Genomic DNA, 12,389 nt, shown 5'->3' with positions numbered 1-12,389 from the left:
CGCCACATCTCCAACGGCGGCGCGCCGCTACTGCACGAGATTGTTCAGCTCGATGATCGGCAGCATCACCGCGAGCACGATCACGAGCACCACGCCGCCCATCGCCAGAATCAGGAGCGGTTCGAGCAGGCTCGTGAGGAACATCGTGCGGCGCTCCAGCTCGCGCGCCTCGCCCTCGGCCGCGCGGTCGAGCATCGTCGTCACATCGCCAGTCGCCTCACCCGACCGGATCAGGTGGACGAGCACCGGCGGAAACGTCTTCGTATTGCCCAACGCGCGCGAAAGCGACGTGCCTTCGCGCACGCGCACGATCGCCTCATCGACGTTCGCGCGCATTGCCCTGTTCGACAGCGTTTCGCCGGCCGCCTGCAACGCGCGCAGGATCGGGACGCCCGCGGCGCTCAGGATGCCGAGCGTGCTCGCGAAACGCACCGTGTTGTAGCCCCGCACGAGCTTGCCCGCGAGCGGCGCGGTGAGCACCCAGCGGTCGAAAGCGAGACGCGGGCCCGGCCGGCGCAGGATCGAGCGCACGATCCAAGCCGCGAGCGCCACGAAGATCAACACGGCCCACCACCAGTGCCGCACGAAATCCGAGAGCGCCATCATCACGATGGTGAGAAACGGCAATTGCTGCTTCGTGCTCGCGAACACGTTGACGACCTGCGGCACGACATAGCTCAACAGGAACGTGACGATGCCGAACGCGATGATCGTGACGATCGTCGGGTACGTGAACGCCAGCACGATCTTCTGCTTGAGCGCGTTGCGCTGCTCGATGTAGTCGGCAAGGCGCGAGAGCACGATGCCGAGCTTGCCGGTGTGCTCGCCCGCCGCGACGAGCGCGCGATAGATGTCCGGAAAGTCGCGCGGATGCTGGGCGAGCGCGTTCGCGAGCGAATGACCGCCGAGCACCTCGGCGCGGATCGCGGCCATCAATTCGCGGATGTAGTCGCGCTCGGCCTGTTCGGTAAGCACCGCGAGCGCTTCGCCAAGCGGCAGCCCCGCGACGAGCAGGCTCGCGAGCTGACGCGTGAGGATCGCCTGTTCGCGCTGCGACAGACGCCGCCCGAGCGCGAGCCGTTGCTGGCGCGCGCCGCGCGTGCGGCTCGCAGCCGGCTCGACGACGAGCGGCGTCAGCCCCTGGCCGCGCAACTGCGATCGGGCGCTGCGGGCGCTGTCGGCGTCGAGGACGCCTTTTTGCCCCTTGCCCGTCGCGTCGATCGCTTCGAAACGGAATGCCGGCATGTTCGTCTACGCTCCCGCTTGTCGGCAATCCATCACGCGCCGCCCGTGACGCGCAGCACTTCTTCGAGCGAAGTCGTGCCCGCGTCGAGCCAGCGCTCACCGTCCTCGCGCAGCGTGCGCATGCCTTGCGCGCGCCCGGCCTCGAGGATTTCGGCGTCGGCCCCGTTGCGGTGGATCAGTGCGCGGATCGGCTCGTCGATGAGCAGCAGTTCATACACGCCGCGGCGCCCCGCATAGCCCGAATGTCCGCAGCGATCGCACCCAACCGGATGCCAGCGCTTGCGACCGTCGTCTTCGGTGCGCTCTTCCTTGCAGGCCGGACACAGTTGCCGCACGAGCCGCTGCGCGAGCACACCGAGCAGCGATGACGCGAGCAGATACGGCTCGACACCCATGTCGGTAAGACGCGTGACCGCCGATGCGGCGTCGTTCGTGTGGAGCGTCGCGAGCACGAGGTGACCCGTGAGCGAAGCCTGCACGGCGATCTGCGCGGTTTCGAGGTCGCGGATTTCGCCGATCATGATGATGTCCGGATCCTGACGCAGGATCGAGCGAAGCGCGCGCGCGAACGTCATGCCGATGCGCTCGTTCACCTGCGTTTGGCCGATGCCCGAGAGGTCGTACTCGATCGGGTCCTCGACGGTCATGATGTTCGTGGTCGCCGTCTCGAGCCGCGACATCGACGCGTAGAGCGTGGTCGTCTTGCCCGAGCCCGTTGGACCGGTGACCAGCACGATGCCGTGCGGCTTCGCAATGAGCTGGTCGAACTGCTTGAGCGTGTCGCCGGCCATGCCGAGCGCTTCGAGATTCAGGCGCTGCGCGTCCTTTTCCAGAAGACGCAGTACGGCGCGCTCGCCGTGCCCGGTGGGCAGTGTCGAAACCCGCACGTCCACCGGGCGGCCGCCCACGCGCAGCGTGATGCGGCCATCCTGCGGCAGACGCTTTTCGGCGATATCGAGCTGCGCCATGATCTTGATACGCGAAATCAGTGCACCGTGCAGCGCCTTCTTCGGGCGCACCACGTCGCGCAGCGTTCCATCGACGCGAAAGCGCACCACCGATGCATTTTCAAACGGCTCGATATGAATATCGGACGCCTGCTCGCGCGCGGCTTGCGTGAGCAGCGCGTTGATCATGCGGATGATCGGCGCGTCGTCTTCCGACTCAAGCAGGTCTTCCACTTCGGGAATGTCCTGCATCAGCCGCGACAGATCGACTTCGCCCTCCACCTCGCCGACCACCTGCGCCGCGCTGCCATCCTGACGCGCGTACGCCTGGTTGATCGCGTGGGCGAGTTCGTCGGCGGAGATGCGCACAAAACGGATCGCGCCGAAATTGCGCGCAACCTCGGCGATCGCAGCAGGGGCCGTGCGTTCGCTGACCCACACTTCGAGACCATCCGCACGCTGCTGGGCGACAAGAATCTGACCGCTCTTCGCGAAGCCGTAAGGCACAAGGCGCGCCGCGAGCGGCGAGGGCGCCTCGCGCTCGCCACCAGCGGGAGCCGGTGCCTGCGCGAGCGTGGTCACGGGTGCGCTCCCGGCGATTCGACGTTCGCCCCCGTGCCGCTCGGGGCAGCGGGCTCTGCAGGCAGCATCCCGGTCGCCTGCTGACGCCTCATTTTGTCGAGATCGAACAGGTTCAGCGCGGATCCACCTTGACTCGGGCCGACCGGCATCGGCGGCACTACCGGATCGTCCTTATCCCTCATCAGGTTGTTATCGGACCGGAACGCGCCCGTCACGCCCTGAACGTAGTCGTAGCGATTTGACGTCACCGCTCGCGCCGTGTCGCCGTCCGTCATGATCACCGGACGCAGGAACACCATCAGGTTCGTCTTCGAGCGCGTCTTGTTTTCCGAGCGGAACAGCTGGCCGATCCACGGGATGTCGCCAAGGAGCGGCACCTTGCTGTTACTGACCTGGTAGTTGTCCTGCATCAGGCCGCCGAGCACGATGATCTCGCCGTTGTCGGCGAGCACCGTCGACTGGATCGAACGCTTGGTGAAGTTGGGACCGGCCGGATTTGTCGTGATGTTGGTCGTGCCGTTCACGATCGCCGAGTCCTCCGTGTACAGCTGGAGCTTCAGGAGGCCGCCGTCGATAATCTGCGGCTTGATGTGCAGCGTCAGACCGACGTCGACGCGGTCGAACGTGTTGAACGCCGCGCTCGCCGTGCCGCTCGTGAGGTTCGAATACTGGCCCGTCTGAATCGGCACGTTCGTACCGACGACGATCTTCGCCTCCTGGTTGTCGAGCGTGACGAGGTTAGGCGTGGACAGCACATTGGCATCGCTCGTCTGCGACAGTGCCTGCAGCAACGCGCCGAGGCCCTTTACACCAAAGATGTCGCGGATCCAGCCGACATTCAAGCCTTGCTGGAGACTCTGGCCTGCGAGCGCGGCTCCAAGACCTCCCGTGCCTGCCGCGCCTGCCGTCAGATTGACGATGCTGTTGCTTTGGCCGCTCGTGAGATTGGTACCGGCGAACAGCTGGTTGGTGCCGATCTGCCACTGGATGCCGAGATTGGCGTTAGTGTCCGAGTTCAACTCGACGAGCAGCGCTTCGATATAGACCTGGGCGCGCCGCCGGTCGAGCTGGTCGATCACGGCCCGCAGGTTACGGTACACCGCGTCTGGCGCCGTGATGATGAGCGAGTTGGTCGCCGAATCGGCCTGAATCATGCCGCCTGGCGTATTTTCGTCGCCCTTGTCCTTGTCTGCCCCGAAGAACTGCGCGTCACCACTGCCGGCCGAGGAGCCACCCGACATCGGGTTGCTCGACGACGACGACGAACTGCCAGTAAGCGAATTTGGCAGCGGCGGCGTGCCGGCGGTGCCCGTCGACGTGCTGCTACCCGAAGTCTGATTGAACGAGTTCGCCCCGCCGCCGGAGGTCGACGAGTCGCTGCCGCCTTTGCCCAGCATGCCGCGCAGTGTCTTGGCGAGCGCCACGGCATCGGCGTTGCGCAGAGGAACGACGTGCATGTTGCCGGGCTGGCTCGTGGGCGCGTCGAGTTGTGTCGCCAGTTGTTTCGCGGCGGCAAGACGCTGCGTATTCGATGCGCGCAGCATCAACGCGTTCGTGCGCGGATCAGCAACCACCGAGACCTTCAGCGTTGGGTCCGTGCTACCGATCGCACCCGGGTCGAGCATCTTGGCGATCTGCGGCGCAATATCGAGGGCGTTGGCGTTGCGCAGCGGAACGACCGTTACCTGCTGCCCGGCTGCGGTATCCACGCCATCGATGATCGCGCCGATACGGCGCACGTTGTCGGCGTAGTCGGTGACGACAAGCGTGTTATTGCCCGGGTACGCGGCGATCGTGTTGTTCGGCGAAATGAGCGGGCGCAGCACCGGTAGCAGGTTATTCGCCGATTCGTGCTTCAGCACGAATACCTGCGTCACCACCTGGTCGCCACGGGCCACCGGCGCGTTGCCGACGTAGGTCGGCACGCCCTGGAGCTTGGCGTCGGCTTCGGGCACGACCTTCAGCACGCCGTGATCCTGCACGAGCGAAAAGCCCTGCATGCGCAGTGCCGCCTGTAGCGTCTTGAGCGCCTGGTCCTCGGGAACGGGATTCTCCGAAACGAGGTTGAGCTGCCCCTTCACGCGCGGATCAACGATGATCGTTTTGCCGGTCGCCGCACCAATGGCCTTGGCCACCTGGTCGATATCGGCGTTGACGAAATTCAGCGTCACCTGGGCGTGCACCAGCTGCGCCGAGAGGAGTCCGCTAAAGAGCAACGCCGTGACGACACGACGCAAGGCCATACGATTTCTTCTCATGGATCTCATATCGAAGCCAATGACGGACACCACTGGCTATTCGTGCAGAATGAACGGGCTGAATTGTCGCCAGGCCCGGCCGACCTTCTAGTGTCGATCGCTCCGGAAAACCGTCCCCACGATCTCCGATGCTTCACAAAAGAAGCAATGTTAGCGGCTTTTCATGTCGGAATTGTCACAAGACAGGAGTAGCCGTTGATTTCTTTTACAATCCGGCCAACTTTAAAGAAGCTGCTTGAAAGCTATCTGACGTCGATTGTCCGGTTTCCCTTCGGATCTGATCGGCACACCGATCAGGGAATGCTTATTCCGACTCGTCCAAAGGCGTGGTTTCGTTGACGCGTCATTGTCTGCCGGTATCATACGGGCGATCTATGGCGGTGCGCACATATGCCCGGGTTTTCCCGAGAGCGATCCGCGCGTTCCGCCCGCTGGTTCCATGTAGTGCCCTGTAATGCCCGGAATTCCCCGGGCGTGCACGATCTCCCGATACCCGGCTACGCCCCACACCAGCGACGTAGCGGGTATCGTACTGGTTGATTCCCGCTACGTTTTCCACGCCGATGAAGAACCGGTTCCATTCGATTACCGTCGCTGCCACGCTCGCGCTTGCCGTCGCAAGCCCGCTCGCGCACGCCGACTGTTTCGATGAAGCCGCGCGGTACCAAAAGGTGAATCCGTTGATCCTGCGCGCTATCGCTTGGCAGGAGTCGCACAACCGGCCCGACGCAGTGCACAGGAATGCGAATGGTTCGACTGATTACGGAGTAATGCAGATCAATTCCGTCCATCTGCCCACGCTCTCGCAGTACGGCATTTCGCAGAGCACGCTCATGGAACCGTGCAAAAACGTGTACATCGCCGCCTGGCATCTGCGCCAGAAGATGAACAAATACGGCAACACGTGGGCCGCCGTCGGGGCCTATCACTCGGAATCGCCGTCGCTGCGCGACCGCTATGCGCAAGACATCGCCGGGATCCTGCGCCGATGGAATTTCCTGCAGTAGTCCGCTTTTAGACCACTTTTAATCTATTTTTAGCTCGCTTTAGTCCCGCCACCAGCCCGCTCCCGGCCTGCTCCGTCAGCGCACCGCGCCCGCATGGTGCACAATGGTGGCTCGCGCCGCTCGCGCGGCACATCCCCGTATTTCTGAATTCCCTTACTGCAATGAACCAGCCGCCACTGCCCGTCACCGTGCTCGCCGGTTTTCTTGGCGCGGGCAAGACCACGCTGCTCAACCATATCCTCGCGAATCGCGCCGGCCTGCGCGTCGCCGTGATCGTCAACGATCTCGCCGCCGTCAATATCGACGCGGCACTCGTGCGCGATGCGTCCGCGCTTTCGCATATCGAAGAGAAGCTCGTCGAGATGTCGAACGGCTGCATCTGCTGCACGCTACGCGACGACCTGCTGACCGAAATCCGCCGGCTCGCGGACGAAAAACGCTTCGACGCGATCCTGATCGAATCGACGGGCATCGCCGAGCCGATGCCGATCGCCGAAACCTTCACCTTCGTCGATGACGACGGCACGTCGCTCACCGACGTCGCCCGGCTCGACACGATGGTGACCGTGGTGGACGCGTTCAACTTCCTTCGCGACTATGCCTCTGCCGACGCGCTCGCGGAACGCGGTCTCGCGGCCACGGAGGAAGACGATCGCCAACTCGTCGAATTGCTGATCGAACAGATCGAATTCTGCGACGTGCTGGTCGTGAACAAGGCCGACCTCGTCAGTAACGACGAGCTCGCGCACCTGCAGCGCATCCTTGCCCGCATCAATCCACGCGCCGAGCAGGTGGTGAGCCGCTTCGGCGTGGTACCGCTGAATGAAGTGCTCAATACGGGGCGATTCGATTTCGACGCCGCATCGAGCGCGCCCGGCTGGCTCGCATCGCTCAACGACCACGATCACCACGGCGAAGCCGACGAATTCGGCATCGGCAATTTTGTGTATCGCGCCCGGCGCCCCTTTCATCCGGAGCGGCTGTGGTCGCTGCTGCACGAAGAGTGGAAGGGTGTGCTGCGGACAAAGGGCTTTTTCTGGCTTGCGACGCGCAACGATCTTGCCGGTTCGCTTTCGCAGGCGGGTGGCGCTTGCCGTCACGGTCCGGCTGGCACGTGGTGGGCGGCGCAGCCGCGCGAAAGCTGGCCGCTGGACGCAGAACTGGAAAGTGAAATCGCGCGCGACTGGTGCGGCGATCCGGACGATGTGCGCATTGGCGACCGTCGCCAGGAACTGGTGATGATCGGCGTGAATCTGGATCGTGCAGCATGGCAGTCCAGGCTCGATGCGTGCCTGTTGACCGATGCCGAATATGCAGCGGGCCCCGACGCCTGGCGCAAGTACGCAGATCCGTTCCCGTCGTGGGACGTCGACGACGACCACGATCACGACCACGATAGCGGCGAGGGCGAGATCGTTCATCGCCCGGGTTGAACCTGCCGTTCAGAATGACCAGACGTGCCGCTCATTGCAGCACGTCTGGAGTCCGGGCGTGACCTCCGCAAAGAGCAGCAGACACAGCGTGCGGACGAAAAAAAACCCGCCAGGGGCGGGTGTCAACTCAAAGCGGTAATGTCTTAGCGCTTGTTGACGGCGTCCTTGAACGCCTTGCCAGCGGTGAACTTGACCGTCTTGGCTGCCGGAATCTTGATGGTTTCGCCCGTCTTCGGGTTACGGCCCGTGCGTGCCGCACGCTTGCCCGAACCGAAGCTGCCAAAACCGATCAGCTGCACCGCGTCACCCTTCGACACAGCCTTCTTGATCACTTCGAGGAGCGTGTCCAGCGTTTCGCCGGTTTGCGCTTTGCTTGCGCCCGTCTGTCCTGCGACGGCGTCGATCAGTTCCTGTTTATTCATTGAGAAGTTCCTTATCAGTTTAGGTTGACACGAACAGCGCGAACGCGCCGATTATACGGTCGCGTGCCGCGCCGTCGAGCAGCGACGGTTCCGGAGCTCCCCGGCGATTCGCGTCGCGGCGCAAATTCCCCCGCTGCGCCTCGACGGCCGTGCTGCCGCTTCCCTGGGCGGCGCTTGCTATGATAGCGCAGCGCAAACCCAATAACGACAAGGGTTTCGAAGATTTGCACTGGTATTCGCCCGGATCAGGGTTATGTGTGCGCTTTTGCGTCGCAATCCGTCGAAAGTGCCGCCTGCCTCACAATCCCTGACATTCGAGCGTTGCGTCCAACCAACGCTCGGCGCCCGCAAAGCCCCGCTGGGCGGGCGATTCAAGCTGCGTTTGCCACGCCGGTTAGCTGGTTCGCAGCGCTTTCATCGCACCGTTTTGCCCGTTCGCGTTCCCTATGACCGCCATCCTGACTCCCGCCATGCTCGCCTTTCGCGAGGACGGCACGCCGTTTTCGCCTGTTTATGGCGATGTTTACCACAGCGCTTCCGGCGCACTCGCACAGTCGCACAGCGTCTTTCTGCAAGGCAACGAACTGCCGGAGCGATGGCGCGACCGCCGGGTTTTCACTGTGCTGGAGACTGGGTTTGGCATCGGCGTGAACTTCCTGACGACCTGGCAGGCGTGGCGCGACGACCCGTCTCGCTGTGAGCGGCTGAATTTCGTTTCGGTCGAAAAGCACCCATTTAACCGCGACGACCTGCGCATCGCGCTCAGCGCATTGGTTGCGAATACACCACTCACCGAGCGAGCGCACGAACTCGCCGATGCCTGGCCGATGCTCGTGCCCGGCGTACACCGCCTCGAATTCGACGGCGGACTCGTCACGCTCACGCTCGTTTTCGGCGATGCAGCCGAAGAGCTTCCCAAAATGTGGTTGCGAGCGGACGCGTTCTATCTCGACGGATTCGCACCCGCGAAAAATCACGACCTCTGGTCGCCGGGGATATTCAAGGCACTCGCGCGCGTGGCCGGCGAAAACGCCACGTTCGCGACGTGGAGCAGTGCTGGCGAGGTCAAACGGGCACTCGAGGCGAGCGGCTTCGAGTACCGCAAGATCGCTGGCTTTGGCTCGAAACGCGCGATGCTCGTCGGCCGCTTCGCGCCGCGCTGGCGAGTGAGGCGCTACGAACCACCACAGCCCGTCGCTGCGCGCGAGCGGCATGCAATCGTCGTTGGCGCTGGAATGGCCGGCTGCGCGCTCGTCGAACGGCTCGCGGCGCGCGGTTGGCGCGTGACGCTGATCGAACGGCACGCGGAGCCTGCATGTGAAGCGTCGGGCAATCCGGCGGGCGTCTTTCACCCGCTGATTTCGCGCGACGACAGCAGCGCGTCGCGCATCACACGCGCCGCATTTCTATATGCGTTGCGACGCTGGACAGCGCTGGAAGCTGCCGGCCACGAGCTCACACGCACGCGCAAAGGGCTGCTGCAACTTGCCACCGACGATGAATCGCGCGCCGTCGCCGCGGCACTCGTATCATTCGGGTATCCCGACGAATACGCCTTCGCCGTTTCGCGTGAACGCGCTGAGGAGATTGCAGGCGTTTCCGTGGCGCAGGGCGGCTGGTTCTATCCCCTGGCCGGGGCGATCAGTCCGGCGCTGTTGTGTCGCGCACAATGCGCGGCGGCCGGCGCGCAACTCGACGCGCGTTTCGGCGTAAGCGTCTCGCGCATCGAACGCGCCGGCGACGAATGGCGCGCGTTCGACGGCAACGGCGCGCTCATCGCAGGGGCACCGGTGATGATCTTCGCGAATGCGCACGACGCCACGCGCGCGGCGTCGCTCGATTACGCGCCTACCCGGATCGTGCGCGGGCAGTTGACGATCGTGGCCCACAGCCCGGTTGCGAACCTGCGCGTGCCCGTGATCGGCGATGGATATGCCGTTCCGCTTCCCGACAGCGTCACGCTGACCGGCGCGACCTACGAACTCGACGATCCCGACAACACCCTGCGCCCGGCCGGCCACGCCGAAAACCTCCAGCGCGTCGCGCAAATGCTGCCGGACCTCAATGCAACACCCGACGCTTCTCATGCGGACGACTGCACGGGACGCGTCGCGTTCCGGTGCGTCACGAGCGACCGTTTGCCGATGATCGGCCAGCTCGGCGACGAATCCGCCGCGCGCCGCGACGCGCAGCAGCTCTCTGGCGCCTGGCCGCTCGACCTGCCGCGTATCGAGGGCCTTTACGGCGCCTTTGCATACGGATCGCGGGGCCTCGTGTGGGCGGCGCTCGGTGCCGAACTGATCGCGTCACAACTCGAAGGCGAGCCGCTGCCGCTCGAGCGTGAACTCGCCGAGCACGTCGATCCCGCGCGTTTTCTGCAGCGCGCACTCCGTCAGCGCAACCTCTGACATGCCACGCCCTCGGCGACGCCCGGTTATCCACCCCAATCTGTGGATAACCGGGCGGATTGCAGGTGAACCGTCTGTGGAATCGATGTGGACGTAAACGGGGTAACTCGCGGCACCGCGCAAAAGCCCAAAAAGTTGCTCATGGGTCCAGGCTTGCACCTCACATGCTTTGCAATCGGTTGTGCGATCTACAAGCAACTGATTTTCCAGACTTATCCTGGGTTATCCACAGGAAAGTGGCCCCTTTGTTAACTGTTACTACGTATACATACGGTAAACAGTAAACCCGAAGCTGACGCCATCGCTATCGAGAGTCGACTTCGCTGTAGCGCTTTACGCGCAGAGGTCCGAATTTCGTTTTACGCTGCAAGACGGCCGCATTTGCCGTAACGGCGTCCGTCCTGGGATGATGGGAACGATTGCAGAAAAGCTGTGGCACAATCGGCCTTCTTCCTGCGTCAGGAGCCGCAACAGACGGCTGACGCATCCAAGGAACGGATGTAGCTTGTCCTGAATCTGAGTGCTCAGGAGAACCGGCCGCGTTCGTTCATCCATGGCGGGCGCCCCTCACCACACGCTGAGCGCCCGCACCGGCTGTCTGCCGCACGCGGCACGCCGGCGTAGTGCTTTCCCGCAGTCGCGCAGTCGAGTTCCAGACGGTCCCACGTGTGCCGGCTGCAAGTCGTCCGCTTTGCGGGCCGCCCGCCGGATGACCGCAATCAAGCTGTGTGGTACGCGGCTTGCCCGCGTGTGAGTCGTTGTCGATTGACGTCGGACAGCCGGACTGTCTTCTGCCAAGGAGAAGCCACCACGATGAAATCGGCGTTTTCGTTCTTTCCCGCCTGGCCGTTGCACCTCGATGGCATTTTCTGGGTCGGGCTCGCCTTGCTCGCCGCCGGTCTGTGCGGCGAGTTGTGCTATCGCGCCTGGCGGCTGCCTCGCATCTCCGGTTACGCGGTCATCGGCCTGGTTGCCGGGTCGGCCGGCTTCGGCGTGATCGACGCCGATCTCGCCAGCGACGCGCGCCCGCTGCTCGACGTCGCTCTCGGGCTGCTGCTGTTCGAACTCGGCAGCCGCCTCGACCTGCGCTGGATCCGCCGCAATCCATGGCTGATCCTGTCGAGCCTTGCCGAAGCGACACTCAGCTTCGTGCTCGTGCTCGTCGTGCTGCTCTTCCTCGATGTGCCGATCATGATCGCGCTCATCGTCGCTTCCATCGCGATGGCGACCTCGCCCGCAATGGTGATCCAGCTCAAAACCGAATTGCGCGCCGAGGGTCAGGTCACACAGCGCCTGCTCACGCTCACGGCCTTGAACAGTATCTATGCGGTGGTCGCCGTGAAGCTCGTCTCGGGGTGGCTGCATCAGGAGTTTTACGGCAACGCGCTCGCGACGATCTTGCAGCCGCTCTATCTGCTCGTCGGATCGCTGATCATTGCGTACGTGCTCGCGCGCGCATGCACGTTGTTCTATCGACGGCTCAGTCCGCAGGACGAGCATTCGTTCGTTGCGCTCTTCGGCATCGTGCTGCTCGCGATCGCAGCCGCGCACGTCTTCAAACTGTCGACGATTCTGAGCCTCCTCGTTGCCGGCATCATCGTGAAGAACCGCGAAGTGCGTCCGCAACTGTGGCCGCAGCATTTCGGCACGGCGGGATGGCTGCTCACCGTGATCCTTTTCGTGGTCACGCTCACGACGTTCCAATGGCACGACATCGTGGTCGGCGGCGTGGCGGCGGCCGGACTGATCGTCGCGCGGCTCGTCGCAAAACTGGTGGGCGTGCTGATCTTTGCCCGGCCGAGCGGACTCGAGTGGAAGCAGGGCATCGCGCTGGGTCTCGCGCTAACGCCCATGTCAGCGCTCGCGTTGATGCTCGTGCAGGACACCTACGATCTTTATCCAAACTTCGATCCCCGGATGCGCGCGATCATGATGTGCGCGATCGCGGTGCTGCAGCTTCTGGGACCGTGGCTCGTCTATCGCGCGCTTGCACTCACAGGCGAACGGGGCGAAAAGTGAACGACGTGGCCCCGGCTAGCCGCCGGGCGCCGCGAGCCATGTAACACGGCGTGCCGCCTGTGATGCAG

General features: G+C 63.8%; 8 protein-coding genes. 4 read left to right on the top strand and 4 right to left on the bottom strand.

Translation table 11 applies throughout. The annotated features are described in order from the left end of the window. Nucleotides 1–27: 27 nt before the first annotated feature. The 3 genes from gspF to gspD are packed head-to-tail and all read right to left on the bottom strand — an operon-like array spanning nucleotide 28 to nucleotide 5,032. Nucleotides 28–1,245, bottom strand: coding sequence for a type II secretion system inner membrane protein GspF (gene gspF / locus L0U80_RS15180; protein WP_233865500.1), 1,218 nt, complete (start codon nucleotides 1,243–1,245; stop codon nucleotides 28–30). A 32-nt stretch (nucleotides 1,246–1,277) separates the two neighbouring features. After that, entirely contained in the window at nucleotides 1,278–2,774 is a 1,497-nt protein-coding gene (gene gspE, locus L0U80_RS15175) for a type II secretion system ATPase GspE (RefSeq protein ID WP_308444859.1), read from the bottom strand. Beyond that, nucleotides 2,771–5,032: a type II secretion system secretin GspD gene (gspD, locus tag L0U80_RS15170; protein ID WP_233865490.1), complete on the bottom strand. Its 2,262-nt coding sequence runs from the start codon at nucleotides 5,030–5,032 to the stop codon at nucleotides 2,771–2,773. Before gspD ends, gspE begins: the two co-directional genes overlap by 4 nt. Nucleotides 5,033–5,595: 563 nt before the next feature. Here gspD and L0U80_RS15165 point away from each other — a divergent pair. Both L0U80_RS15165 and zigA read left to right on the top strand, forming a co-directional pair. Next, complete coding sequence (locus L0U80_RS15165; protein WP_233865482.1) at nucleotides 5,596–6,039, top strand: lytic transglycosylase domain-containing protein; 444 nt, start codon at nucleotides 5,596–5,598, stop codon at nucleotides 6,037–6,039. Nucleotides 6,040–6,200: 161 nt separating this feature from the next. After that, entirely contained in the window at nucleotides 6,201–7,472 is a 1,272-nt protein-coding gene (gene zigA, locus L0U80_RS15160) for a zinc metallochaperone GTPase ZigA (RefSeq protein ID WP_233865474.1), read from the top strand. Between the two features lie 143 nt (nucleotides 7,473–7,615). Here the strand turns inward: zigA and L0U80_RS15155 are convergent, their stop codons facing one another. Beyond that, nucleotides 7,616–7,909 carry an HU family DNA-binding protein gene (locus L0U80_RS15155; protein WP_444544281.1) on the bottom strand — a complete coding sequence of 98 codons (294 nt, stop codon included), beginning with the start codon at nucleotides 7,907–7,909 and terminating at the stop codon, nucleotides 7,616–7,618. Between the two features lie 431 nt (nucleotides 7,910–8,340). Between L0U80_RS15155 and mnmC the strand changes: the two genes are divergently transcribed. Both mnmC and L0U80_RS15145 read left to right on the top strand, forming a co-directional pair. Then, complete coding sequence (gene mnmC, locus L0U80_RS15150; RefSeq protein WP_233865464.1) at nucleotides 8,341–10,302, top strand: bifunctional tRNA (5-methylaminomethyl-2-thiouridine)(34)-methyltransferase MnmC2/FAD-dependent 5-carboxymethylaminomethyl-2-thiouridine(34) oxidoreductase MnmC1; 1,962 nt, start codon at nucleotides 8,341–8,343, stop codon at nucleotides 10,300–10,302. A gap of 813 nt (nucleotides 10,303–11,115) precedes the next feature. Continuing rightward, nucleotides 11,116–12,321: a cation:proton antiporter gene (locus L0U80_RS15145; protein ID WP_233865462.1), complete on the top strand. Its 1,206-nt coding sequence runs from the start codon at nucleotides 11,116–11,118 to the stop codon at nucleotides 12,319–12,321. Nucleotides 12,322–12,389 lie beyond the last annotated feature (68 nt).

The sequence above is a fragment of the Paraburkholderia adhaesiva genome (assembly GCF_021390575.1).
Taxonomy (GTDB): Bacteria; Pseudomonadota; Gammaproteobacteria; order Burkholderiales; family Burkholderiaceae; genus Paraburkholderia; species Paraburkholderia adhaesiva.
Note: the sequence above shows the minus strand (reverse complement) of the source record. Positions and strands in the feature narration are given on the sequence as shown.

What these genes read in the sequence shown, in the direction of transcription:
- gspF (WP_233865500.1), bottom strand. Translation starts at nt 1,245, where the DNA reads ATGCCGGCATTCCGTTTCGAAGCGATCGACGCGACGGGCAAGGGGCAA.
- mnmC (WP_233865464.1), top strand. Translation starts at nt 8,341, where the DNA reads ATGACCGCCATCCTGACTCCCGCCATGCTCGCCTTTCGCGAGGACGGC.
- zigA (WP_233865474.1), top strand. Translation starts at nt 6,201, where the DNA reads ATGAACCAGCCGCCACTGCCCGTCACCGTGCTCGCCGGTTTTCTTGGC.
- L0U80_RS15165 (WP_233865482.1), top strand. Translation starts at nt 5,596, where the DNA reads ATGAAGAACCGGTTCCATTCGATTACCGTCGCTGCCACGCTCGCGCTT.
- gspD (WP_233865490.1), bottom strand. Translation starts at nt 5,032, where the DNA reads ATGAGAAGAAATCGTATGGCCTTGCGTCGTGTCGTCACGGCGTTGCTC.
- L0U80_RS15145 (WP_233865462.1), top strand. Translation starts at nt 11,116, where the DNA reads ATGAAATCGGCGTTTTCGTTCTTTCCCGCCTGGCCGTTGCACCTCGAT.